Genomic DNA, 25,163 nt, shown 5'->3' on the forward strand with positions numbered 1-25,163 from the left:
CAAATGTTAACCAAATACAGCGCATTCACAATCCGTTACCGGCGTATAACGGCAATTTTAGATTGTTATGTCCAATTGAGGGCCATCGATGATAATTCAAAACAAAAGGTTCTTGCATTTTTTGATACAGGGGCGATGATTTCAGCAATCGCCAGAGATTGCGCGCAGCTATTGCAGGCCGAAGAAGTAGGTTCCATTCGAATGCGCGGCTTTACGGGAATCGAGTTGGTTCCGCAGTATATCGTCGACGTAGAGCTGCCCAATGAAATGGAAATCCAAACCTTGATTGTTGCTGAAAGTAAATCACTGGGAGAAAACTCAAAAGGTGAACCTTACGGATTCTTGATCGGTATGGACATCCTAAAATTCGGGGACTTGGCGCTCAACCATGCGGATGGCTACGCGAGCCTGAGTTTCAGAATCCCGAGCCTCGCGCATGTCGACTATGTGGAGGAGTATCACAGCGATTTCCCACCTGAATAGAATGGACAGCTTCTCACGAAAAAAGGCAACACCCTTCAGTGTTGCCTTTTTTTATACTCTTTTCCGGTGGTCGGATAAAAGCTCCTGATCAAGTCAGGCTCATGGAAATCTTTTTCTTGATGTCGTCAATGTTCTTGCGGAACTCCTTGTCAATGGAGATCAAGTCATTGACGGTTTGAACAGCGTGAATCACCGTGGAGTGGTCGCGGCCGCCGAAGTGCATGCCGATCGTCTTGAGCGACGCTTTGGTAAGCTCCTTGGCAAAAAACATCGAAATCTGGCGTGCTTGCACGATTTCCCGTTTACGGGTTTTGGCGCGCAGCAAGTCTTGATCCACGGTCAGGTGCTCACAAACGAGCTTCTGAATGGCGTCGATCGAAATTTCGCGGCTGACGTTCTTGATGAAGTTCTTCAGCATCTGCTTGGCCAAGTCGAGGTCTACCTCGCGCTTGTTCAAGGAGCTTTGTGCAAGCAAGCTGATCAACGCGCCTTCCAACTCACGCACGTTGCTCGTGATGTTGTGGGCGATATACTCGATCACGTCCCCGGGCAACTCAATGCCGTCTTTGTACATCTTGTTTTTCAAGATGGCCACACGGGTGTGGTAATCTGGCAATTGAAGATCAGCGCTCAAGCCCCACTTGAAGCGGGACAGGAGGCGTTCTTCCATTCCTTTCAGGTCTTTGGGTGGGCAGTCGCTTGTAAGAACGATCTGCTTGCCTGCCTGATGAAGGTGGTTGAAGACGTGGAAGAAATGGTCTTGCGTCTTTTCCTTGCCGGAGAAAAATTGAATATCGTCTACGATCAAGACGTCGATCAGCTGATAGAAGCTGATAAAGTCATTGACGGTATTGTTCTTGATTGCCTCGACAAACTGGTTGCAAAACTTCTCCAGAGGAGACGTAAAGCACGATTTTGTTGGGGTATTGGGACTTGACCTCGTTGCCGATGGCTTGGGCGAGGTGGGTTTTCCCGAGACCGACACCGCCGTAAAGCAAGAGCGGGTTGAAGGCAGTTTGACCCGGCTTGGTGGCGACGGCGTAGCCGGCAGCGCGTGCAAGGCGGTTGCAATCTCCTTCGAGGAAGTTCTCGAACGTGTAATTTGCATTAAGCTGGGAATCAATGTTAATTTTTTTGATTCCCGGAATAACGAAGGGGTTGGGTACAGACTTGCCGATGTTGATCGGCATGTTGACCGCCGGGTTGCGGGTGTTTACCTCCCGCGACGAAGTGGGGATGTTGATGGAGTACTTGCGCCCTTCATCAAGGTTGTTTTCCACGATAATCGAGTATTCCAGACGGCCATCCGGGCCGAGGAAATGCTTGATTGTCTTGCGCAACAGTGAAACATAGTGCTCTTCAAGCCATTCGTAGAAGAATTGGCTTGGCACCTGTATCGTCAACACTTTATCATCCAGCTTCAACGATTCGATTGGTTCAAACCAAGTCTTGAAACTCTGCTGATTAATGTTGTCCCGGATCACTTCCAGGCACCTTTCCCAAATATCCTTGTGGTCCAAATTCATTGAAATTCCGTAGGTCTGATTAAAACCAATCAGTTGATAAAGACTAGCACTCAGCAAGCGCCAGCGGTGACATTAATTCCATTCCTTAAAGCTCCAAAGTTGTTGAAATATTTCCACAAAAAAAACTTGTACAACAACAATTTTTAGCTTCTGAAGATTCCTTTTCAAGGCGAATCAAACGTTTCACCTTCTCAAGATAATTCGGCATAAAACACTCATTTACAGACGATTAATACTTTCTGGAATTTCTAAACGTTCCCAGAAAACGCTGACAATGAATGCCGTCATTGTTCACATACAGAATGTGGATAACCGCGCTTGCAAGTCCTGCCCAAATGCCAAGTTGAAGGGTTTTCCACAGGTTCATTTTGAGCAGGTTAGAAAGCTTGACTTCTATCAGTCATTAGCCCCAAATCTGAACATTTTGTGAACATCACGTTTCAGTAACATGATTGCCTCCCGTGCAGGAACCATCTCCGTTCTTACCATTTCCCGCATCAACAATTTTCCCAAATCGGATCCGGTCGCGTCCTTGGACATGCCGCTCGCAACTTGGTTGATGAAACCGATCGTCTGCTCCTTGGCCCGCACCACAGCGTCCCAGCTCTCCGAATCAATATAGAGTTGCTGCGTGAGGTTGTGCTCAAATTCAGCCCGAACCTCCGAAGTCATCTCCATTTGAAAGGCCTTGACCGTCTTGCCGCGCCCGTCCACCCGAAGTACCATGTTTTCAAGGCTGATGCGTTCCAGAAACAGCAATGCGCGCTCATACGCCTGCAAACGCAGCGGAACAATCTGCGAAAGTGCTCCTTGAAACACCTTGAAACGCATTCTCGTCTCTTCCTTTTTGGACTGTTCGCGCACCAAAAAGGCCACGGCACCAAGCACCAAACCCGCAGGCACGATGTATTTCAATAACTCCAGAATGATTTCTGATGTCTTCATGGGCAAAAAGCAATGATTTTTTTAAGCAATAGGTCTACTTGCGAAGCCCCATTAACTGGTCTGATGCAAATATAAAGCAATCAATTGAGTCGCGGCGACCGTCGGCGGAATTTTCCCGGCCTCCACAAGCAATTCTTTGACCTTCAATTCATTTTGAATTTTTCCATCCTGATAAAACCGGTCGAGCAATACATGTCCGATGGTTTCGTGCATCCAGGTTTTGGCTTGCTGTTGGCGCTGTAAAGCCAGAAATTCGTTTTCCGTTTGGCTTTTCCGGTATTCTTCCACCATTGCCCCGATCTCCGGAATCCCCTCTCCGCTTACTGCCGAACAGGTTTTCACTGGCGGAAGCCATCCGTTTGCAGCTGCGGGAAAAAGGTGCAAAGCACTTTCATATTCAGCGCGGGCCTGCTTGGCCTTCTGAAGGTTGTCGCCATCGGCCTTGTTGATGGCGATCCCGTCGGCCATTTCCATGATCCCCTTCTTAATCCCCTGCAACTCGTCGCCGGCCCCGGCAAGCATCAGGAGCAGGAAAAAATCCACCATGCTGTGCACGGCCACTTCGCTTTGCCCCACTCCCACCGTCTCGACGATGATGAAGTCAAAACCTGCTGCCTCACAGAGCAAAATCGCCTCGCGCGTCGCACGCGTGACGCCGCCAAGCGAACCGCGCGCCGGCGAAGGACGCACGTACGCCCGCGGATCACGCGACAACCGCTCCATCCGCGTCTTGTCCCCCAAAATGCTACCTTGGCTGATTTCGCTGCTTGGATCGATCGCCAAAACCGCCAATTGATGTCCAATGCCGGTCAAATAACTCCCGAATGCATCGATAAATGTGCTTTTTCCTACTCCCGGCACGCCGGTGATCCCCATCCGAAAGCTCTCCTTCACATGCGCCTGACACCCTGCAAGCACTTCCGCAGCTAGATTGCGGTCGCTCTCCAACGTGCTCTCCACCAATGTGATGGCACGGCTCAAAATCATCCGGTCGCCTTGGCAGACGCCGTCGATATAAGCTTGGGGGGAGAGTCTTTTACGCACTTTTTGAATGAGAAATTAGAAATGAGAAATGAGGGTTTTGCGAGAAGTTTAGAGTTCAGAGAGCAAAAACCCGAAGGGGTCGCGCAAGCAATTCAGAATGACATGGTCACGCAGAGCGAAGCGCCCTTGTCATGCAGAACGAAGCGAAGCATCCGGGAGCTCATAGCAATTCTTTTGATCACATCCCTACTGATTTTGTGGAGAGTGGAGAGTTGAGAATGACCGCCGTGGGTATTTGGCAGCGTGATGAATGCGAAAAGCAAATCTTTCCCTGCAATTCGGACTTGCGCTGTTGCTTCCTTGTCATACTCGGGACTTTTCCTCTCCATTTTTAGTCGATTTCTGCGTTTCTCCTGCGTTGTCGCGTATTCTTTTGGAATCAATCCTTGAGCAAGCGGTTGAGGATTTTCTGCGCTGCGAGCGGAATGACGGTTCCGGGGCCGAAGACTTCGGCGACGCCTGCCTTGAAGAGGAAGTCGTAGTCTTGCTGCGGGATGACACCCCCGGCGACGACGAGGATGTCGGCGCGGCCAAGGTCCTTGAGGGCGGCAATGAGTTCGGGAACCAAGGTCTTGTGGCCTCCTGCGAGGCTGGACACACCTAGTATATGCACGTCATTTTCCACGGCTTGGTTCGCCGCCTCCACCGGAGTTTGGAACAAGGGACCTATGTCCACGTCAAATCCAAGGTCGGCAAAGCTTGTCGCGATCACCTTGGCGCCGCGGTCATGCCCGTCTTGGCCCATCTTGGCAACCATGATCCGCGGACGGCGGCCTTCGAGGGCCGCAAATTCGTCGGCGAGGCGGCGGGCCTCCTTGAAATTGTCGGTTTCCATTGCTTCCCTTGCGTAAATGCCTGCAATCGAATGAATCACAGCCTTGTAGCGTCCAAATACTTTTTCGAGGGCATCGGAAATTTCACCCAAGGTTGCTCTTGCACGGGCTGCATCCACCGCCAAAGCGAGCAGATTGCCCTCCCCGGTTTCAGCACAACGTGTCAACGCACCCAATGCGGCATTTGCCTTGGCCTGATCGCGGTTGGCCTTGACCGCGTTGATACTTTGGATTTGGCCGTTTCTCACCGCGGTATTGTCCACTGCGCGGATGTCGATATTGGTCGGCGCGTCGGTTTGGTAGCGATTCACCCCAACGATCACGTCGGTTCCGGCATCGATGCGCGCCTGTTTGCGGGCAGCTGCTTCCTCGATACGCATTTTGGGAAGGCCGGATTCAATGGCCTTGGCCATGCCTCCCATGGCTTCGACTTCTTCGATCAAGGTCCAGGCCTTGTGCATGATCTCGTGCGTGAGGCGCTCGACGTAGTACGAACCGCCCCAAGGATCAACGACTTGCGTGATGCCGGTCTCTTCCTGAATGTAAATCTGCGTATTCCGGGCGATGCGGGCGGAGAAATCCGTCGGCAAGGCAATGGCTTCGTCAAGCGCATTGGTATGCAGACTTTGCGTTCCGCCGAACGCCGCCGCCATCGCCTCTACACAAGTACGGGCGACGTTGTTGAACGGGTCTTGCTCGGTCAAACTCCATCCGCTCGTCTGACAATGGGTGCGGAGCGACATGGACTTTGGATTTTTGGGGTTGAATTGCTTGACAATCTTGGCCCAAAGCAGCCTTGCGGCGCGCATTTTGGCGATCTCCATGAAGAAATTCATCCCGACCGCCCAGAAGAAGCTTAGTCTTGGGGCGAATTCGTCGATGTCCAGACCGGCATCGATGCCTTTGCGCAAGTATTCGAGGCCATCCGCGAGGGTATAAGCGAGTTCGAGGTCGGCCGTCGCACCTGCCTCTTGCATGTGGTAGCCCGAAATCGAGATCGAATTGAACTTCGGCATCTTCTCGCTGGTATAGCGGAAAATGTCGCCGATGATGTGCATGGAAGGCGCCGGCGGATATATATATGTGTTGCGCACCATGAATTCCTTGAGAATGTCGTTTTGGATCGTGCCATTCAACTTCTCGGGAGCAACGCCTTGTTCTTCGGCTGCGACAATGTAAAAGGCCATAATCGGCAAAACCGCACCATTCATGGTCATGGACACCGACATTTCGCCGAGGGGAATGCCGTCGAAGAGCAATTTCATGTCCTCGACCGTATCGATGGCGACGCCTGCCATGCCGACATCCCCTTTCACACGCGGGTGGTCACTGTCGTAACCGCGGTGGGTAGCGAGGTCAAAGGCGACGGAAAGCCCCTTCTGCCCTGCTGCGAGGTTTTTGCGGTAAAATGCATTCGAATCGGCGGCGGTGGAAAAGCCTGCATATTGGCGGATCGTCCATGGCTGCGAAGCGTACATCGAAGAATAAGGTCCGCGCAGATAGGGTGCTAGTCCGGCGGCGTAATGGAGGTGCTCGAGCGGCGCCAAGTCCTCGGCGGTATAGCAGGCCCAAAGCGGAATTCCCTCTGCCGAATCCCAGGCTTGGCTTTCCAATTCTTGATGGTCATTCGCCAGATTCCACCATTCAGCGAGGCTGCCTTCATTTTGCTTGCGCCAATCGATTTTTGTGAAGTCAGGTTTCATGCGCGGGCCTCCTTTCTTTGTTTCAAAGTCTCCAAAAGCCGTTCCAAGAAGTTGACGCGGTCCATTCCAGCGAAAATCGGCTCGGAGATCCCATTCTCCTTGAGTTTTTCCCAGCCTTCGGGTTTGCCTGCAAGCAACAGTATCGCGTCGGGTAGCACTTTTTGGATTTCAAAAAGCCATTCCCCGCCTTTTTCGAGGTAATCGCCATCGGCACCGCAAAGGACGACGACGGCAGGATTGAAGGATTTGGCTGCAATCATTGCAGCTTGTAAATCAGCTGGATGCGCATTTTCGGCACAGGTAAATCCGCCAGCAGCAAGCACATTCCTTGCGAAATTGGCCCTTGCAGCCCGCATCACGGGATCGCCGATGGTCAACAGGAGCGCCTTGGAAATTGCTGGGTTTGCCTTTTTCAATTCCTGCATTTTCAGCCGCAGTTGTTCAAAAGGCAAAGCGAGGCGGTTTCCTTCGAATGGGGGATTTACAATTCCGAGGGTAGCACCCAAGCGCTTCATTCGCTGCGCAATCGCCGTTTTTTCGATCAAATCTTCGTTCTGGTAATTTGTCGCAGGCAATGTCTCCAGTTCATTCGGGAAATGATTGGTTCCCAGAATGGTCTTGGAGCCCGTGCTCACGGCAGAAGTTCTTTTCCGTTTGCCTTCGGAGAGGGATTGCTGAAGCCGGTCTTGTTGTAAGTAAGAATACCATCCGCCTGCGGCTTCGATTTCCTGAAAAATGGGCCAAGCCTTGTCGGCCAATTGATCGGTCAGTGCCTCCACAAAATAGGTTCCGCCGGCTGGATCGATCACTTTGCCGAGGTAGGATTCTTCCTTCAAAACGAGTTGAATGTTGCGTGCGATACGATAGGCATCTGCATCGGATTGAGCAAATTGGGCGTTGTAGGCGGGCAAACTCACCGTAACACAGCCGCCAAGCGCGGCAGCCATCGCTTGGGTTGTATGCCGCAACAGATTGACATGCGGATCGGCAACCGTTTCATTGGAAATGGAAGGCACGCCGGTGATATAGGTGTAATCCCCTGGATGCCCCGGGAGATTCCAAGCCTCCAACATCCGGCCCCAAAGCACTCTGAATGCCCTGATCTTGGCCATTTCGCCAAAAAAGTCGGTGCTGATCGGAAACTGAACCGCAATCAAACGGAAAACTTCATCGGGCGAAACACCCAATTTGGAAAGGCGGTCGACCAAATCGGTCGCCATAGCCAAGGCATAAGCAATTTGTTGTGCAGCATTGGCACCTGCAAGTTCGAGGTCTTGCAGGTTGAGGGTAAACAACTTGAAGAATTGACTGCTTGCTTGCGGGAGTTTTTGAAGGGCGTTCACGCAAAGCGGCAAAAGTTCTGCCAGCAATCCTTCATCCGGCTTTCCTCCTTTGAAGAAGTTCAGCGGATTCAGGTCCAAACCGCCAATGACCCGTCCCAAAAAGCCGGAATCGAGGAAATCGAGGGCGACATCCCCCAATTCGAAGTAAAGTAAAATCTCTTTGGCCTCCGCCCAGGCGACGACCTTTTCCAAATCCGCCCAATTGTCGATGACCAAGCCTCCGCCAGCGGCATTTTCAGCTCCCCCCGTCGTAAGCGCCTTCCGAAATCCATTCGCCAAGACAATGCGTAACGCTTGCCGACCGGTCCATGGCTGATCCTCAACACCTTTGGAAAACCTTTCGAAGTCAGCAAGGTGAACCTGCCCAAAGTCCTGGCAAAGCAGCCATCCGCCTTGGCTCACGTCCATGAGGTAGGAATCACCGCGGCGCAAGTCATTGAGGCCAGGGAAACTCCGATCGACATCCGAAGGAAGGTCTTCCTTGGCATAGACCGGTGCAATCGGAACGCCTGATTCGGAATAACGGACGAGTTTTTCGTAGGGTTTGCCTTTGAGATCCGACACAACCTTGTCCAACCATTGCTGCTTGGAAACGGGCGGAAATTCATCGAGCAAGTGATCGGCCATTGAATTTGGAATTATTAGAACAAACGACCGAAATTAGGGGTTTATTCGTTGATTTGGAAAAAGAATCGGCAAAATGAAGGGCTCGCGAAGGGCGGAGAAGAATCTATGATTCCAGCAGCAATTACGATTACAAAAGCAGCCGCATCCGCGATCAAAGCCGTGATGCAAGGAGAAAACGTTCCCAAGGACTATCGCTTGCGTGTGGGCGTGCGCGGAGGTGGCCCCGCCTGCGCGAGTGTGAGTTATCTCTTGGGATTTGACAGCAAAAAGGAGTCTGACCTTGAGTATGAAGTAGATGAAATCCCCGTTGTGATCGACCGGTCCCAGAGCATGTATGTTTTGGGAATGGAAATTGACTGGCATGAGGACGAATCGCAGCGTGGTTTTGTGTTTAACAATCCGACGTTGCGCAAGGAGGCATAAACGCTCCGGTAGGCCTGCAATTTTGATGAAATTGGTCATGGTCAGGAATTCGGATGTTGTTTTTTAGAATTGTATGCTATTTTTGGGCCGAAGGCAAGCCTTCTTAATTGAAACAAAATCGTTGGTGCTAGACTTCCTCCTCATATTTCTCACATCCATCGTTTTTAGCTTTGCTATTTCGATTCCGATTGGCGGAGTGAACATGGCTGTGTTCCAGGCGACGCTCAACAACAATGCACGTGCAGGCTACCTGATCGGTTTCGGTGCAATCCTCGCCGAAATCATCTATTGCGCGATTCCAATGTTTAGCTTGGGAGAAACCTTAAAGGATTGGGGAATCATGTCGATACTCTCCATCCTTTTTATCCCGGTTTTGCTGATCATGGGCATTGTCACCATCGTCAAAGCCAACAAGGTCGAAGTCAGTGACCCTCAAACAGGGGTAGGTTCACACAATCGCAGCGCTTGGGGCAACATTGTCTATGGCTTTTTCCTTTGCGCAAGCAATCCGATGACGTTTGTGTTTTGGATGGGAATTGTCGCGGCCTTGCTCGAAGAAGAGTGGATTCATGATACCTGGGGAGACAAACTCGCTTGGTTCATGGGCGTGCCCGTCGGAACTTGGTTTCTCTATTTTATCTTCGTGCAAATCGCAAAGATCACCCGTAGAAGGATCAACCAACTATGGAAGGCGCGTCTCAACATCATCATCGGCGTGATTTTCATTGGAATGGCGATCTACATGACCATCAGCTACTTCCTCGGAATGGGCCAATCGCATTGAGATTCGGCAGCACTGCAGAACCCTACCTTTCGGCAAGTTTATTTTCCTAATCTTCTGATTTACTGAGGGTCTTCAGTCTTGAATTCCTTTTCCGGCGAATCGGTTTGTTCCAGAAGATTCGAAGTTTCATGGACTTCCAATTCCTCCACCGGGCTGCTGAATTCAAGGTAGGTGGGTGGCGTTTCCGGGATTTCCGGTTCTGCGACCTCGTTTTCGATGGGTTCGATCACCGTTGTTTCGACCACTTCTGCGTCCTGAAACGGCGGTTCTGTCGGGGTTTGCGTTTCCAATTCCGGGGAATCGGGCATTGAAACCACCGAAATTTCGATGGTTTTCTCCTCGATGATGGTGGTGGTTTCCGTTATTTTCTCGAGGACGACCGTTGTTTGGGCGACCGGAACGGATTCAACAGCCAAAACAGCCTCCTCCACGGGGGCGACAACCTCCTCCACTTTCGAAATTTCTATCGGGGAATCAGGGCTTTGGACTTCGACAACCGCAGTCGGGTCCGCCACAATTGGCGATGGATTTGCTTCAGCAATCGGCGCGATCGGGACCACCGGTGCAATTGGTGCAACAACGGGTTCTTCGCGAATGGCAGCGGAAACCTGAGTCGGCGGAGCTACCTGTTCCGATGGCGTTTTGGCAAGCGTTTCCCGTGCGTCCGCAATCGCATCCGCAGCGAAGCCTTCCAAGAAATAGTCCAGAAGGGCATCTGCATCAGCCTCGACAATCTGCCGTTTGGGCCAATCCACCAGAATCAGGCCCTTTTTGCGCATGAATTCTGCGAGAATCGTTGCGTCCTCCGCTGTTGCGTAGCCATCAACGTTGCCGGGCGATGCACCCCGAGGTACCGCACGACTTCGTCAAATTCCTGACCGTACAAAACGACTCCTGATGGCACGCTGAATACAAAAGTGCTGTCGGCCACTTGATCGGAACCCATAAACGTAAGCCCGTCAATGGCTTTAGAGGCCGGGAAGTATTCGGTGACGATCATTTCGAGCGTGACCTTGCTGCCCCGCAAGGGCGCAAAAAAGTCGTACCGATCATATTGACGGGTGTAAAAGGTCTTCCCGTCGCGAACGGTGCTGTTGAGTTGAATCAGCTCCTCGATTTTTCCGAACACCTCTTTTGCAACGGAGCGGTTGCTGGCATTCGTAAGTTCGCAATCACGCCATTCCCACGTGCCCATTTCGAGCAACCGGAGGTCTTGGCGTTTGCCTGACATCCGCGGCATCTGATCGGCACGGGAGGGGTAGCTGTAAACCGGAACTTCTTTGACTTCCACGGCAGGTGCCTCGGCTTCAGGCGTACGCTTTTCGACGAGGTCCACATGGACCGTCAAAGTGCCCGAACGCAAAGCCTTCTTGGCTGTCGCAGGTTGAACCTTGGCCACTTTCCAGCGATCACCGTCGATTTCGACCCACGTTTCCTCGGTGAAATCCATGGGGATTTCCTTCAAGCTCAACTCGTCAAAGCCGATCAGCCGTTCGCCTTTTGTGTCCACAAACTCCACACGGAGGATCTTTTTCTTGCCGAATGCCATCTTGGGATCTGGTTTGCTGCAAAGTTAGGGAAATCTATTGAGTTCAGAGATCAGAGTTCAATGTCGATAGATGAGAGTTCGTCGTTCAGAGACCACGAAAACCCTAAAGGCTTACCAAAATCAAACTCTCAACTTTCCACTCTCAACTCTCCACAACTCAGCCCAAATCTGAATCACCGCACGCTAAATGCAAGTCAAGTTTGCTCTATATTTGCCGCCATGAATTTCAGAGGCACAGAAACATATATCGCGACCCGCGAATTGCAGACAGCTGTGAATGCGGCGATCCATTTGGAGCGTCCGTTGTTGGTCAAGGGCGAACCTGGAACCGGGAAAACGTTGTTGGCCTTTGAGGTTGCGAAGTCCTTGGGGATGGAAATCTTCACTTGGCACGTCAAAAGCACCACTTCTGCGCAGCAGGGCCTCTACGAATACGATGCGGTTTCCCGCCTTCGCGACAGCCAATTGGGCGACGCCAAGGTCAATGACATCAGCAATTACATCAAGCCCGGACCCGTTTGGAAGGCATTCGACAGCGACAAGAAGGTGGTGTTGCTCATCGACGAGATCGACAAAGCCGACATCGAATTTCCCAATGACCTGCTGCTCGAGCTCGACAAAATGGAATTCTACTGCTACGAATTGCAGCAAACCATTCGGGCCAAGCACCGGCCGGTCGTGATCATCACAAGCAACAACGAAAAGGAATTGCCCGATGCGTTTTTGAGGCGCTGCTTCTTCCATTACATTCGATTCCCGGACCGCGAAACCATGCAATCCATTGTCAATGTGCACTTTGAGAATCTGGATGGCGAATTGTTCCAGCGGGCAATGGACGTCTTTTACAACCTCCGCGAAATCAACGGCATCAAAAAGCGGCCAAGTACCAGCGAATTGATCGATTGGCTGAAACTCTTGATTTTGGGGAAAGTCGCACCTTCGGAGTTGGCGGATACCGATTTGACCAAGGTTTTGCCGGCCTATTCGGGAGCATTGCTGAAGAATGAGCGGGATTTGGACATGCTGCTTGCGCGGATCAAACGGCGGTAGGTTTGACCGCTTGCGGATGATTCTTGTTCAGGTGATTCAGCAGCAAATACCTGAAGTAGTACAAATGTTCATTCCGCAGGTACTTTCCGATCATTCTGATCTCCTTGTCGGTTTCAATTTCCATGACAGTTTCAGTCCCGAGCTTAGAAAACCCATCGGAATAGGTTTGCGCACGCACAGTACGCGTTGCAAAAGCGCGTCTCCGGATGCGCACGTGCTGGATGCGTTTCCATTTGAGCCTCACGTAAAACCCGATTCCAAAGACGGTGCGCCTGAGATACAAGTATTCGCCTTTGACTTGAATACATTCCCTGCCAATCGAAAAAAACAGGAAATAGCTCAAGGTGATCAGTGTCGTTGCTCCGACTACGAGGTAAAATAAGGTCGGAACCTTTTCCAGTGACAATGACCGAACCAAAAAACCACCTTGAAAGAAGGTCAGTCCGCCAAAAACGATGGCCATGATGATGGACATGGACGGCGCAGTGGCCACGAAACCGCCTTTGGTAGCGCGGTAAAACACCCGTTTGGGATGGTCCTCCGGACTTGCGAATGTAATTTCCGGCTCCGAACGGGAAACGAGGTTCTGCGGGTCACCAATTTTTCTTCGAAAGGTTTTTGCCATTGGAGAAGTGAAAAGTGATTAGTGAAAAGTGAAAGTAGTTGCCTGGAAATGCCTATTGCGGCTTTTGGCCTTCCACTGCCGGTAGTGATATTCGATCAGGTAGCGAAAGTATTGTTGATGGGCATCCTTCAGATTCTTCCCGAATTCCCAGTTGTCGTCGGTTGTTTCGATTCGGATTTGGGGGCGGCGAATGGTGCTAAAATTTTCGCTTTCTTCGCCAGATATGCCGACCATAACTTGCTCCCTGGTGATTGACAGCCGCTTTAGGTTGGTCATCGAAATCCTCTTCCCGAGTATGATGCCAATAAACTTTCTTTGGAAACGAATCCATTCTCCATCTAGCGTGAGCACTGCTTTTGAAAAGGAAAATGCTGCTCCGCAAATGAACATCCCCGCTGCGATGGAACTCATCACTGGAACCCAGGTCGTCGGAATTTTTTCTTGTGCATTTGCTGAGAGAATTAATACGATGCAGGCAACGCCAACGATCCCAAACAATGTACCGATCGGAACATTTGCCAGTGGTGCGGTGACGACAAATCCACCTTCGGTTTTTTGAAGCTTGACCCTTTTGGGAGTGTCTTCTGGACTGTTGAATTCGAAAGCTGGCCTGCTGGGTTTGGGTGCAGTCGGTGCATCTCGCGCGGGTGCAGGCTTGCGAGGACGTGCGGAGGGAAGATCGTCAAAGTTGCTGGGAAAGATTAGTGAAAAGTGATTAGTGAAAAGTAGTTGCACTGGAAATGCCTATTGCGGCTTTTTGGCCTTCCACTGCCGGTAGTGGTATTCGATCAAGTAGCGAAAGTATTGTTGATGGGCATCCTTCAGATTCTTCCCGAATTCCCAGCGACGATCCGCTGTTTCGATGCCAATTTTGGGGAATCTGCGTACGCGTTCAATGGGATACCCGATAGAACCGATCATAATTTGCTCTTTGGTGAGAAAAAGCCGCTTCAATTGCGTCAGGGAAATCCGCTTTGTGCGACGGATGCCAAATAGCGAGACCTTGTAGGTCAGCCATTCGCCGTCCAAACTCAATTTCGCACGCGGGAATAAATACAAAGTGCTTACAAGGAAGAACAGCCCTGCCAAGCCTCCCATGATGGGAATGAAAATGGGTGAAATGTCCTCGTTGGCGATCGTAGAAAGCATCAAAATCGTACTTCCCAACCCTGCCAAAATCATCACCAATCCAGTGGCCACGTCGCGCAGGGGTGCTTCGGCAGCATATCCATCGGCCAACTTTTGAAACTTGACGCCAACCGGCGCATCCTCCGGCCCATTGAAGCGGATAGCCTTGCGTTTTGGAATTCCAGAAACATAGGACTCGAGGGGTGGCCGATCGAATGGACCTTCTTGATACGAATCTTCCGGGCCGCCTTGAAATACGTTCATTGTGAAAGGTAAAAATTTATTTCCATCTCCAAAAGCTGGAAAATGATAGCATTTAAACCCTATACGATAGCTTTACTATCTGGTTACATCTGCCGTTTACTTTCCCTAAATTCGCGGCATGTTTATCGACTTCTTCTTGCTGCTTAAATCCAACGGACTTCCTGTCTCGATTCGGGAACATTTGACCTTGTTGGAGGCGCTGAAGAAAGGCGAAGCCGAGTTCAGCCTGGAGGATTTCTACCATCTTTCGCGGGCAACGTTGATCAAAAAGGAGCAGCATTTTGACCGGTTCGACATGCTTTTCGGGCATTATTTCAAGGGAATGGAGCTGATTCCGAATGAAATGCTGCGCGACATCCCCGAGGATTGGCTGCGGAAGAATCTGGAAAAATTCCTCAGCGAAGAAGAAAAGGCGATGATCGAAGCCATGGGCGGATTGGAGGCCTTGATGGAGCGCTTCAAGCAGTTGATGGAGGAGCAACACGAACGCCACGAAGGCGGCAACAAGTGGATCGGGACGGGCGGCACCTCCCCTTTTGGCGCGTATGGCTACAATCCGGAGGGATTTCGGATCGGGCAAGAAGGCAGCCGCCACCGGCGCGCCATCAAGGTCTGGGATCAACGGCAATTCCGCAACCTGAGCGACGATGTCGAGCTCAATACCCGCAACATCAAAATGGCCCTGAGGCGCTTGCGCGTCCTCACCCGCGAAGGCGTCGCCGACGAACTCGACCTCGAGGCAACCGTCCGCAAAACCAGCGAAAACGCCGGCCTGCTCGACCTCGAAATGGTTCCTTCGAAACGCAACCGCGTTAAAGTGCTGATTTTCTTCGACATCGGTGGTTCCATGGACGACCATATCCGCGACTGCGAGGAGCTATTCAGCGCTGCCCGCCACGAATTCAAGCATTTGGAATACTATTATTTCCACAATTGCCTCTACGAAACGGTCTGGAAAGACAACAATCGCCGCATGAGCGACCGCCTTCCGACCCTCGAAGTCCTCAACAAATACAACAAAGACTACCGCGTGATCATCGTCGGTGACGCAAGCATGTCGCCCTACGAAATCACCTATCAAGGCGGCAGCGTCGAGCATTACAACGACGAAGCCGGCATCGTTTGGCTGCAACGCCTGCGCACGCAGTTCCCCCACATCGTCTGGCTCAATCCGGTCCCCAAAGAACATTGGGGCTACACGCAATCCATCAAGATGCTCGAGAAATTCTTTGAGGATCAGATGTTTCCGATGACCGTGGGAGGATTGACGGAAGCGATGAAAAAACTGAAGAAGGGGAATTGAAAATGGAGAATGGAGAATGGAAAATTGAGAATTTGTGGCGATTCTGAATTTGTGGAGAGTTGAGAGTTGAGAGTTTTCGCACTTTGCAGCTCGGCGCCTGTCCCGCGAGCGAAGCGTTTGACTTGACCTACAAATTGGGACGATTGAGTAGATGCTTTGCATTTTTCACGACCCTATGGAACTGCTAACTGCTACTTGCTAACTGCTAATTTACACCAACTTCATTGGCCCCTGCTACTTGCTAACTGCTCATTGAATATCTAATTTGGTCGGATGAAAAATACGGGCCTGATCTTTGGTGCGGCGTTTGGGTTTCTGGGAGTGGCTTTGGGCGCATTTGGAGCGCATGGCTTGGAGGATTTGCTGGTTGCGAATGGCCGTGAGGCGACTTGGGAAACAGCTGTCCTTTACCAATTTGTACATGCGGGATTGTTGCTTTTGCTGGGAATTTTGGATCATCTCCATTCTTCTACCAAGCTGATCCGCATTTCCATTTGGACAACCATCGTCGGAATCCTGATCTTCTCGGGTTCGCTGTATGCCTTGAGCCTGACGAATATCAAATGGCTGGGAGCCATCACGCCATTGGGCGGACTCAGTTTTTTGGTGGCCTGGACGCTCCTTTTCATCTTTTCACTTCGAATCAAAAAAAATCAATGACACATTTCGAAAGCCTGCGGGCCAAACTGACCGATGCAAGCCATTTGGCCTCTGCCCTTGCTTTGCTATCTTGGGACCAAGAAGTGATGATGCCCGACGGCGGCACGCGCCTGCGTTCGGAGACAAGTGCTTGCCTCACAGGCATGTACCACGAATTGATGGTCGGGCCGGTCATCGACCGCATGAAAGCCGTCGAAGACGCTGGACTCGAAAAACTCGACGCATTTCAACTGCGCAACTACAAAACCCTTCGTCGGGAGATCGATCGCATGGTCAAGCTGCCCAAGGAATTGGTCATGGAGAGCAAACGCGTGAGTTCGGAGGCATTGAGCGCATGGGTGAATGCGCGCAAGGAAAAGAATTTCAGCCTTTTTGCGCCGCTCCTCAGCGAAATCGTACGTCTCAAGCGCCTCGAAGCAGACTGTTACGGCTACGAAGCCCATCCGTATGATGCGCTGTTGGAATCCTACGAACCGGGGATGACAAGTGCAAAGCTGAAAGCGATTTTTGAGCCCTTCAAGCTGGAACTCGGCGGATTGTTGCCCCAAATCGCGGCGCAGCCGCAGATTGACGACCGCTGGATTCGGCAGCAAATTTCGGCAGAAGCGCAGCTGGATTGGAGCCGAAAGGTCTTGCAGGCAATGCATTACGATTTGAATCGCGGCCGCCAAGACCTGAGCGCACATCCGTTTACGATCAATCTCAATCCCGACGATGTGCGCATCACGACGATGGTACAGGCCGATGATATTCGGGAAATGTTGTATTCGACGATTCATGAAGCGGGTCATGCTTTGTATGAGCAAGGCTTGCCGGCGCAACATTTCGGCTTGCCGGCCGCGGAGGCGTGTTCGTTGGGCATCCACGAATCGCAAAGCCGCCTTTGGGAAAACAATATCGCCCGCAGCTTGGCATTTTGGGAGCATTTTTTCCCGAGTTTCCGCGAATTGTTTCCCGACAAATTGCAGGGAAAAGGCCCCGAAGATGTCTTCAAAGCCGTCAACAAGGTACAGCCGGGCTTCATCCGCATCAGCGCCGACGAATTGACCTACCATTTCCACGTTGCCTTGCGGTTTGAAATCGAATTGGCCTTGGTGAGCAAGGAAATCGAAGTGGCCGACCTGCCCGCCCTCTGGAACGAAAAGGTAAAAAAATACCTCGGATTGGACGTCAAGCACGACGCCGAAGGCGTTTTGCAAGACATCCATTGGTCCCACGGCAGCATCGGCTATTTCCCGACCTATTCGTTGGGAAGCTTCTATGCCGCACAACTCATGGATACCGCCGAAATCCGTATTCCCGGCCTGCAATCCCAATTCTCAAGAGGTGAATTCGGCGAAATGAAAACGTGGCTGAACCAGGAGATTCATGCCCACGGCAAACAATACGACAGCGAGACACTCTGTACGCTTGCCACAGGCAAGCCTCTGGATGTGAGCCACTTTACGCGGTACGCGAAGGGAAAATTCGGGGAGGTTTATGGGGTGAGGATTGAATGAGAAATTAGAAATGAGAAATTGTTCATTGCAATACCGGTAGATGAAGCTTGGACCAACGGGTTTCTTTGACTTTGCGAACCTTTGCATCCTCTGCGGTTTTAAAAGACAAATAAAAACGCTGAAAACGTTGCGATTCGCAGGAATGTAGGACTAAGAATATGGTGGGAATGGTGAAGTAAAAGGGAGCTCAAAGTTCATCGAGCTTCACTTGGGAGGCGATTTCTTGGTATCGGGCTTCCCCTAATTTTTCTTTTATTGCGTCAAGATAGCTTTCAGGATGTTGCAGATTCGGCGACCCAATCTGTTTGAGGATAGCATAAGCCTTCAAGAAATAAGGAATCGCCTCCTCGTATGCTTTCCGCCCATAGATGATTGAACCCATATTGTGCAAAGTTGCCGCCATTCCAGCGATGTCACCAATCTCCTGTCTGATCATCAAGCTCTGCTCCTGCACAAAGCCGTGAGTCCCCCGCGCCGTAATCCTACTGAGGTTGTGAGCGTCGCCCCTCCGGCACGCTGTCCTTGATGCCGGTCGCCCCCAGGCCTCTCTCCCCGGTCTCTGATCTAGCTGTTCGTATCCTCCCCGCTCGGTCGCCAATCGTAGGCTAGGCTCAGTCAGGCCTTCTCGTAGTTCCCTCGGGCTTTGTAAATCTGACTTAGGTTGTTGAGCGTCGCCCCCTCCCCCGCGCGGTCGCCGAACTCCTTCGTGATCTTCAGGCTTTGCTCCAAATAACGCAACGCCGTGTCGTAGTCACCTCGGGCATCGTAAATCTGACTCATGTTGTTGAGCATCGTTCCCTCCCCCACGCGGTCGCCGATTTCCTGCCTGATCTTCAGGCTCTGCTCCATCAAGCGCAAGGCCGTCTCGTAGTCCCCTCTGGCAAGCGCGATTCCAGCGAGGTTGTTGAGCGTCGTCCCCTTCGCTGATTGGTCGCCGATCTCCTGAAAGATCTTCAGGCTTTGCTCCAAATAGCGCGTTGCCTTGTCGTAGTCCCCTCGAGCATGCGCGATTCCAGCAAGGTTGTTGAGCGTGGCCCCTTCCCCCGAAAGGTCGCCGAACTCCTCCTTGATCTTCAGGCTTTGCTCCAAATAACGCAATGCCGTGTCGTAGTCCCCTCGGACTTTATATATCTGACCGATGTTATTCATCAATAGCCCTTTACCCTTTGCATCCGCGATCTCTTCGAGCTTGCTTAGAGCAAACTGAAACCATTCAAATGCTCTGGCATATTCCCCGAAGGAAAAGTGCAACTGTCCCAATCGCGTAGCCAAATTTGCGCGGTAGCTGATGGTAGATGAGTCACTTGCAGCTTCTCGCAATTGCGTTTCCAAACGCTCGATTTCTGCAAGCTTTTCCTCCTTGGTGCCAGACAAGCCGTCTCCCACTTGTGCAAATTGCGTCTCTGCCACCTCCACCTCCCGATGTAAATCGATCTCTAAATTCCGAATTGCCCACAAATCAGGCAATCCTTTCTGCAGATTGCGCAATACCTCAACCGAAGATGGAATAAAAAGCACCATCGAAATCGGCACCTTCGTCAGCTTATCGCGTTGCTGGTTAAGGGTGATGCGGGCTGTATCATCCTCCAAAATTTTCTCAAATCCCTCAATGAGCAAGATACCGCTGCCTTGCGAAATGGCGATGCGCCCGACGCTGGAATTCTCTTCCAACGGAAGTCGAATCCTTGCAATCAATCGCTCAGGATATACATCGCGCAAGCGGTCCATGACCGTTTCGACAAAGGAAAGGTGGTTGTGCCGGACCACAATCAATTGAAACTCACCGCTCGCCACAGCCTTTGTGAGCAATGCTATCTCGGCAGTATTGTCGGGCTCAGTGAAGGACAACTTGCTTGTAAAGATTTGAATGTGTCAAAATTGGGTTGGGCCGCTTGTCGCTGCCATCGTTGTATTCCATTACTAGGATTTTTTCTAATAGATCCTCCAATACATCGTCAAATTGCACCTCTAGATGTTGGTCATTCAGCAACTTGAGTTCTTTGAGCTTGGCCCATTCCTCCTTTTCCACATATTGCGCAGCTTGGCTAGCAAGACGCTTTCGGGCCTTTTCGAAGGCAACACGGTCCAGTTGGGTATTGTTAGGGGCCACATTGAAATAGGTTTGCTGCAAAATGCGAAGCAATTCTCTCGGGGAGCCGCCAGAAAGAATAATGATTTCATCGACCAAATCTTCATTCTCAAACAATGTCCGTTCGATGCGCTGAAATACAAAATTGCGAAACGCTTCAATGGCAGGTTCCAATAGATTTCCATCCCGATCAGAAAGTTTCACAGACGGAAAAGTCTCCACAGCACCGAATTGAAGAAGGTGTTGCCGCTCCCTCATTAGCTCGATTGGAAGCGTAAAAATGGTATATGCCTTGATTGACCGGAGCCGATTCGATTCGTCGATAATGATTTTTTGCGAAGGTCAGCTGTCATGGTCTTTTCCAAGCCGTCCACTATGAATAATACTTCCTTCCCAATACCTTTTTTTCGCAATGCTATATTTGCCTCCTCAATGAAATCATTGAACCGTGTAGCAAAATCAGGGAATCGATTCTTGAAGGAAGTGCGAATGGTATTTACCCATTGTTTGGAGCCTGACAAGCCTGCACGGACGTAAGCCACAATTCCAAACAAGGATTGTAGGACATTGCCTTTAGTCACGCCATAGCCAAACTCCATTCCGGTATCGGCCTTGATCGTCGTGCCAATTTCCTTTTCACGCTCCGAAAACCAGCGCTGCATTTCTTTTAGAACCGTTTCGCTGATATCCAATTTCTGGTCGTTAAGTTGTCTAATGAGTTTCTCAAGCTGGAAAATCAAGATATCCGTGTACTCGATATCGTTCATGTCAAGCTCATCGTCGATATTGCAAGTCACGCAAAAAAAGCATTCCGGACGATGGAGGTTTTGGGAATATTTGGCGAGTTCTGACGTCTTCCCTGAACCACGCATTCCACCAAGGAAAAAAAGTACCTTTTGCGAGGAGCTTGTAGCAGGATCAAATTGAAAACTACCGCCCAATTGCGAAACATTCAGTCTCTTGTAGACGATCCGCTCCTCAAAATCTCCTCTTACGTCCCTGAATTCGACGTAAAATTCATGGTCTGGGCCGATCGGTTCCGTAAACCGAACCGCCTGATCGACCTCGGACAAATGATTTGCCTTGTGTGCTGAATTGACAATTGCCATGATGCAAAGCTAAACATTTGGCCTGACCAATGAAACATTTTCTGGGTGGGTTCCTAAGACGGCACAGCAAATTTCGCTAGTCCGCAAGCGAGGGACTCGACTTGTTGACCCACAAATCTTGTAGTTGAAGGGATTACCAAAACATCCCGTCTAGTGACGATTACAAGGGTATTTCTTTAAGGCTGCGGAAAATCTCAACCATGGAAACGATCCCGAGGTAAAGCATTAAGGCTAAAACTTCCTCGTTTTTAAAAGTACCTACAAAGAATGATGGCCACGTAATCAAAGACATTTATGGCAGGTGATACTTCTGGTAAGCAACCCCAGTTCCATTTCTAATTTCTCATTCTAAAACTCTTTCTGCCCAAACGGAAATCCCAACATATACAGCTTGTCTTCCGCACGCGTAATCGCCGTATACGCCCAACGGAGGTAATCGTGCATCGTCATGCCTGGGTACATCGGTTCGAAGGCGATGATGACGTTGCGCCATTGGCCGCCTTGGGCTTTGTGACCGGTGACTGCGTAGCCGTATTTGATTTGCAAGGCGTTGATATAGGGGTCTTTGCGCATAGTTTCCATGGCCCTGGTTTTGGGCATGGTTTGGTATTCTTCCCGTCTTGCGCGCTGTACTTGCTGCATGTCGGTGAAGCTCATCTGCGCCTTTTTGTCTGCCAAAAGGTCGAGCACGACCTTGCATTCGACCTCGACCGAATTGTTGCTCAAATCCTGGAATTCAATCAGGACATCCACCCAGCGGAAACCGTATTTTTCTTCGTACGTCTCACGGTGCACCTCGCGTACAAAGCCCATTTCGCCGTTGGCGATGAAGGGAAATTGCTGTTCGCCCCAGGCGTAGTTGTTGCGGACGACCATGATTTGTTCGCCGCGAATCAAGTCTTCCTCGGGATCGTGCAACAGTTTTCGCACAGCAAGATTGACATCCACGGCGAGCTTATTCGAATAGGTCAAAAACACAACGGCATCCGGATCCTCGGCCCGGAAAAGTCCACTGTAAAGCTCCATGGCTTCGTAACCATTGTCCACATATTCCACTTCGCCGCCCCAGACTTTTTCAATGATCGGCGGAATGTCGCTTTCCATCGCTTCGCGGACCTCGGTGGCGTAGCGGAGGACTTCGCTGAATTCGGATTGGCGCATGACCTCCTTCATTTGGGTTCCGAGCACGCGCATGCGGTAGTTTTTGCGCATGTAGTCGAGGTCTAATGCGGGCGATGTCTGACTTCCCACCGGTGGCAACTGCGCCGGGTCGCCGACCATGATGATCTTCCGCTTGATATCGTCATGAAACACAAACTTCAGCAAATCAGCCAACAAACCCGATCCGGCCCCGTCTTCTCCCCCATCGCCGACCATCGAGGCTTCGTCGACGATGTAGTACATCTTGCTCGGGTCCTTGTTTTCCTTCAACCGAAAAATCATTCCACCGCCAGGCGTTTCTGAAGGCGCATAGATGTATCGGTGAACGGTGGACGCGTAGCGTTTGGTGCGTTTGGTGATCACTTTTGCAGCACGCCTGTCGGGGCCAACAAGGCGACTTTGTAACCCTGTTTCAGTAAAAAGTAGGTCAATAGCCGAATGAGGAAGGTTTTCCCCGTTCCGGCGGCACCCTCCAACACAAACACCGCCCGCCCAATTTCATCGCGGTGGTAGCGAAAAAACTGTTCCATCGCCCGGTCTTGGTCGGGAGTGAGCGACATTTCCACCTTTTGGAGAATGTCATCGATGATATGACGGTATTCGATGGACAAGGGAACGCGGTTGGGAAAAAGGTACTCAAAGATGGATGAAAATGCAGGGGCAAACAAGCGAGAAACAGGTGCGGCGCAACCGGTTTCCCAGTTGCGCCGCCCGATTTTCAAACGTCAGACTCAGGAAACGACGGTCGCTTCCTTGCCCAGACGGGTCATGACATTGTCTTTGCGCAAGCGGTAGAAATGCTTGCGTCCGACGCTGCGCTCATGCTTGATGATGCCGCTGTCAATCATGATCTTGATGTACTTCTTCGCGGTCGTGCCTTTGATGTCCAGCGCCTCCTCAAGGTCTTGGCTGCTGAATCCGCCTTTGCTGTGCTCGACGAGGAATTTAGGCATGTCAAACACCACTTCGAAGATGGTACCGCGCTTGTACAAGTCAAAAAACATCAAGCGGATGCCGTTTTCCAGCTGCTTGTTGTTGGTTTCCTGCTTGTCCAGGAAGAATCCAAGGCGATTGACTTCTTTGAACGTAATGTAGCTGCGCAAGTTCCTGTAGCTGAAGTCGATGTGATCGGCAGCCAGCGGAAGGTCACCCTTGCTGATGGAGATACATTTGTTCAGAACTTTGTTGCGCACGCTGTTTGGAACGTCTTTGAATTCCTCCCAGGTAGCCATCACGAAGTTCATCGGGTTGTTTTCATGCGAAATCTCAGTGATGAGTTTTTCGGCAAGTTTCTGACCCAAGACGTCGCCACGTGCAATCGCGGTGAGGCGCAACATTTTCATTTCGTAGTACTGGAAACGCAAGTACACACGCAGATTGAAGTGGGTTGCGGGCTCAAGACGGATGTATTCCTCCAAGAAGCGATCAAACATTTCCTGACCGATGTTGCCGATATGGCTCTCCATGCTGTCGATCATATCGGTCATGGCAGCGAAGAAATCGGTCAATGCATTGACCATCCAGCTTACGCCTGGGCGATCGACTTCAACAAGGAACATCGTATTGATCTTGGCCAAGCCGAAGGAAACGAGATAAAATCCGCCTTCATCGACCTTTTTGTAGCCCTTTTTGACCATTTCCAAAAGGAGGTCATAGGCTTTCTGCGCGTCGCGCTTTTGCAAGTAATAGTCAGCATAAGCGTTGGCTGCGCGCACGTATGCCCGGTGATCATCGCTCTTTTTGGCTTCATTGAGGACCTCTTTCAAGTCCTTTTCATTGATTTTGGTTTGCTTGCGTGCAGCGATCACCATCCAATCCAGGCGAAGTTGCAGGCGCATCGACTCATCTTTGAGGCGTTTTGCAATCGTCAACGCCTCGTTGATATCGTCCATCGCCATTGCCAGCAAATCCTCGATATCGTCATCGTCCAGCTCAGAGGAACTCAGGCTGAAATAATAGCTGCTGAACAAGGATTTGAGGTAAGCCTTGGCAAATCCGGGGATGTTTTTGCTGTCCAAGGTGACATTTTTCTCCACCTCACGCACTGTGCGCAGGTTTTCCTCTACCTTGACGATATCATCGTCGTGACCAGCAGACCTTGCGACGAGTGCACGCGCCTGATAATCCAGGACGGCAGTGCGATATACGCGCGCCAAACCAGCGTCGGATGCCGAATTTGCATATTGCTCCAACTTGGAGATTTGATCCTGCAGGCGCTTCATGTTATCACCCTTGGAATCGGCCAAATACAGGTCGCAAAGGTTCAAGAAAGCGGCAAGCGTACGCGAAATTTCTTGTTCGGTAGCGGCTTTTTGAAGCCAAAACCTCGCCTTGTTGCTTTTGCCGGCATTGGTTTCATTTTGATAGACGAAACCTGTGATGGCACTGACGCGGTAAATGAACTCGGAGCCAATTTCATCCCATTCGATGTCATCGATGGCCCTTTCAAAGGACTCGATCGTTGCTTTGCGCATCAATCGCGCCGATCCACCTTGGAGATACTTAAAATACCAAATCCATCCGGCGGCATCAATCTGTGATTGACCCGAGCTGAGCAAGGATTGGAGGCGCTTTTCGATGAGCTCATAGAGTTTTTCGAATTCGTTGTAATTGCTGCGATGGGCTGCGAAAAGAAGCGCAGACTCTGACAAGAAGACAAAATACTCCGCGCCATTGTTGTCATGTACCGAGCAGTTTGCGATCTCGCCAGCCAAAATCTCCTCAAGGAGTTTTACATCGTCCAGATCTCCTGTGCGTACAATGTCCTTGAGCGCTTTGGGATAGCTGAATCGACTGCTCTCGCGCGTCAGGCTCGCGAGCAGCTGGTAGTAATATCCAATGTTCATAGTCACTAATCTTTAAAGAAGTTTCCAAATAGTAATAGCACACCAAAACGAAGGCCTGAAATCGCACCTTCGAGGTATAAACACATCATCCAATCACACCAAAGTGGCGAGCGTACGGGTATCTTAGGTCGAAAAATAAAAAATCAAACAAAAAATGTGGTTTCCAAGG

24 protein-coding genes and 1 pseudogene are annotated in these 25,163 nt (G+C 50.8%); 7 read left to right on the forward strand and 18 right to left on the reverse strand.

Annotation, left to right across the window (positions count from 1 at the left end; translation table 11 throughout):
• The first annotated feature begins 3 nt into the window (after positions 1 to 3).
• Positions 4 to 483, forward strand: coding sequence for a hypothetical protein (locus IPN95_04015; protein MBK9448571.1), 480 nt, complete (start codon positions 4 to 6; stop codon positions 481 to 483).
• Positions 484 to 571: 88 nt separating this feature from the next.
• On the opposite strand, the pseudogene dnaA reads toward IPN95_04015, so the two are convergent.
• The 6 genes and pseudogenes from dnaA to IPN95_04045 all read right to left on the reverse strand — a co-directional run bounded on the left by dnaA (position 572) and on the right by IPN95_04045 (position 8,504).
• Positions 572 to 2,009: pseudogene (dnaA, locus tag IPN95_04020) on the reverse strand (chromosomal replication initiator protein DnaA).
• Positions 2,010 to 2,405: 396 nt separating this feature from the next.
• Complete coding sequence (locus IPN95_04025) at positions 2,406 to 2,954, reverse strand: hypothetical protein (GenBank protein MBK9448572.1); 549 nt, start codon at positions 2,952 to 2,954, stop codon at positions 2,406 to 2,408.
• 51 nt (positions 2,955 to 3,005) lie between these two features.
• Positions 3,006 to 3,998: a methylmalonyl Co-A mutase-associated GTPase MeaB gene (gene meaB, locus IPN95_04030; GenBank protein ID MBK9448573.1), complete on the reverse strand. Its 993-nt coding sequence runs from the start codon at positions 3,996 to 3,998 to the stop codon at positions 3,006 to 3,008.
• Positions 3,999 to 4,090: 92 nt separating this feature from the next.
• On the reverse strand, positions 4,091 to 4,381 hold the full coding sequence (locus tag IPN95_04035; GenBank protein MBK9448574.1) for a hypothetical protein: 291 nt from the start codon (positions 4,379 to 4,381) through the stop codon (positions 4,091 to 4,093).
• The gene (scpA, locus tag IPN95_04040) at positions 4,378 to 6,534 is read right to left on the reverse strand and encodes a methylmalonyl-CoA mutase (protein ID MBK9448575.1); all 2,157 of its coding nucleotides are present in this window, start codon (positions 6,532 to 6,534) and stop codon (positions 4,378 to 4,380) included. Before scpA ends, IPN95_04035 begins: the two co-directional genes overlap by 4 nt.
• Complete coding sequence (locus IPN95_04045; protein ID MBK9448576.1) at positions 6,531 to 8,504, reverse strand: hypothetical protein; 1,974 nt, start codon at positions 8,502 to 8,504, stop codon at positions 6,531 to 6,533. The genes scpA and IPN95_04045 overlap by 4 nt, the downstream gene beginning before the upstream one ends.
• 105 nt (positions 8,505 to 8,609) lie before the next feature.
• Between IPN95_04045 and IPN95_04050 the strand changes: the two genes are divergently transcribed.
• On the forward strand, positions 8,610 to 8,927 hold the full coding sequence (locus IPN95_04050; GenBank protein MBK9448577.1) for an iron-sulfur cluster assembly accessory protein: 318 nt from the start codon (positions 8,610 to 8,612) through the stop codon (positions 8,925 to 8,927).
• Between the two features lie 124 nt (positions 8,928 to 9,051).
• Positions 9,052 to 9,711, forward strand: coding sequence for a LysE family transporter (locus IPN95_04055; protein ID MBK9448578.1), 660 nt, complete (start codon positions 9,052 to 9,054; stop codon positions 9,709 to 9,711).
• Between the two features lie 59 nt (positions 9,712 to 9,770).
• On the opposite strand, the gene IPN95_04060 is transcribed toward IPN95_04055, so the two are convergent.
• Together IPN95_04060 and IPN95_04065 are read right to left on the reverse strand one after the other, a co-directional pair.
• Positions 9,771 to 10,490, reverse strand: coding sequence for a hypothetical protein (locus IPN95_04060; GenBank protein MBK9448579.1), 720 nt, complete (start codon positions 10,488 to 10,490; stop codon positions 9,771 to 9,773).
• A complete protein-coding gene (locus IPN95_04065) occupies positions 10,472 to 11,260 on the reverse strand; it encodes a hypothetical protein (protein ID MBK9448580.1) in 789 nt (262 codons plus the stop codon). The genes IPN95_04060 and IPN95_04065 overlap by 19 nt, the downstream gene beginning before the upstream one ends.
• 219 nt (positions 11,261 to 11,479) lie before the next feature.
• Between IPN95_04065 and IPN95_04070 the strand changes: the two genes are divergently transcribed.
• Positions 11,480 to 12,310 carry a MoxR family ATPase gene (locus tag IPN95_04070; GenBank protein ID MBK9448581.1) on the forward strand — a complete coding sequence of 277 codons (831 nt, stop codon included), beginning with the start codon at positions 11,480 to 11,482 and terminating at the stop codon, positions 12,308 to 12,310.
• On the opposite strand, the gene IPN95_04075 is transcribed toward IPN95_04070, so the two are convergent.
• From IPN95_04075 to IPN95_04085, 3 genes are read right to left on the reverse strand one after another with little or no spacing between them, the layout of a single operon-like run.
• On the reverse strand, positions 12,297 to 12,935 hold the full coding sequence (locus IPN95_04075) for a hypothetical protein (protein MBK9448582.1): 639 nt from the start codon (positions 12,933 to 12,935) through the stop codon (positions 12,297 to 12,299). The two genes, IPN95_04070 and IPN95_04075, sit on opposite strands and share 14 nt — an antisense overlap.
• Before the next feature lie 18 nt (positions 12,936 to 12,953).
• On the reverse strand, positions 12,954 to 13,670 hold the full coding sequence (locus tag IPN95_04080) for a hypothetical protein (GenBank protein ID MBK9448583.1): 717 nt from the start codon (positions 13,668 to 13,670) through the stop codon (positions 12,954 to 12,956).
• Between the two features lie 9 nt (positions 13,671 to 13,679).
• Positions 13,680 to 14,327 (reverse strand): hypothetical protein, encoded by a 648-nt coding sequence (locus tag IPN95_04085; protein ID MBK9448584.1) that lies wholly within the window; start codon positions 14,325 to 14,327, stop codon positions 13,680 to 13,682.
• A gap of 118 nt (positions 14,328 to 14,445) precedes the next feature.
• Between IPN95_04085 and IPN95_04090 the strand changes: the two genes are divergently transcribed.
• The 3 genes from IPN95_04090 to IPN95_04100 all read left to right on the forward strand — a co-directional run bounded on the left by IPN95_04090 (position 14,446) and on the right by IPN95_04100 (position 17,789).
• Positions 14,446 to 15,630 carry a VWA domain-containing protein gene (locus IPN95_04090; protein MBK9448585.1) on the forward strand — a complete coding sequence of 395 codons (1,185 nt, stop codon included), beginning with the start codon at positions 14,446 to 14,448 and terminating at the stop codon, positions 15,628 to 15,630.
• A gap of 273 nt (positions 15,631 to 15,903) precedes the next feature.
• Positions 15,904 to 16,290: a DUF423 domain-containing protein gene (locus IPN95_04095; GenBank protein ID MBK9448586.1), complete on the forward strand. Its 387-nt coding sequence runs from the start codon at positions 15,904 to 15,906 to the stop codon at positions 16,288 to 16,290.
• Complete coding sequence (locus tag IPN95_04100; protein ID MBK9448587.1) at positions 16,287 to 17,789, forward strand: carboxypeptidase M32; 1,503 nt, start codon at positions 16,287 to 16,289, stop codon at positions 17,787 to 17,789. The genes IPN95_04095 and IPN95_04100 overlap by 4 nt, the downstream gene beginning before the upstream one ends.
• A gap of 187 nt (positions 17,790 to 17,976) precedes the next feature.
• Here the strand turns inward: IPN95_04100 and IPN95_04105 are convergent, their stop codons facing one another.
• The 7 genes from IPN95_04105 to IPN95_04135 form a co-directional block, all read right to left on the reverse strand.
• Complete coding sequence (locus tag IPN95_04105) at positions 17,977 to 18,225, reverse strand: tetratricopeptide repeat protein (GenBank protein ID MBK9448588.1); 249 nt, start codon at positions 18,223 to 18,225, stop codon at positions 17,977 to 17,979.
• Positions 18,226 to 18,404: 179 nt separating this feature from the next.
• On the reverse strand, positions 18,405 to 19,637 hold the full coding sequence (locus IPN95_04110) for a tetratricopeptide repeat protein (protein MBK9448589.1): 1,233 nt from the start codon (positions 19,635 to 19,637) through the stop codon (positions 18,405 to 18,407).
• Positions 19,624 to 20,082, reverse strand: coding sequence for a hypothetical protein (locus tag IPN95_04115; GenBank protein ID MBK9448590.1), 459 nt, complete (start codon positions 20,080 to 20,082; stop codon positions 19,624 to 19,626). Before IPN95_04115 ends, IPN95_04110 begins: the two co-directional genes overlap by 14 nt.
• A gap of 53 nt (positions 20,083 to 20,135) precedes the next feature.
• The gene (locus IPN95_04120; protein MBK9448591.1) at positions 20,136 to 20,987 is read right to left on the reverse strand and encodes an AAA family ATPase; all 852 of its coding nucleotides are present in this window, start codon (positions 20,985 to 20,987) and stop codon (positions 20,136 to 20,138) included.
• Positions 20,988 to 21,335: 348 nt separating this feature from the next.
• Complete coding sequence (locus IPN95_04125) at positions 21,336 to 22,511, reverse strand: ATP-binding domain-containing protein (protein MBK9448592.1); 1,176 nt, start codon at positions 22,509 to 22,511, stop codon at positions 21,336 to 21,338.
• The gene (locus tag IPN95_04130) at positions 22,508 to 22,870 is read right to left on the reverse strand and encodes an AAA family ATPase (protein ID MBK9448593.1); all 363 of its coding nucleotides are present in this window, start codon (positions 22,868 to 22,870) and stop codon (positions 22,508 to 22,510) included. The genes IPN95_04125 and IPN95_04130 overlap by 4 nt, the downstream gene beginning before the upstream one ends.
• Before the next feature lie 9 nt (positions 22,871 to 22,879).
• The gene (locus IPN95_04135) at positions 22,880 to 24,994 is read right to left on the reverse strand and encodes a hypothetical protein (GenBank protein ID MBK9448594.1); all 2,115 of its coding nucleotides are present in this window, start codon (positions 24,992 to 24,994) and stop codon (positions 22,880 to 22,882) included.
• Positions 24,995 to 25,163: the final 169 nt, after the last annotated feature.

Source organism: Bacteroidota bacterium (assembly GCA_016718825.1).
Classification (GTDB): domain Bacteria; phylum Bacteroidota; class Bacteroidia; order J057; family JADKCL01; genus JADKCL01.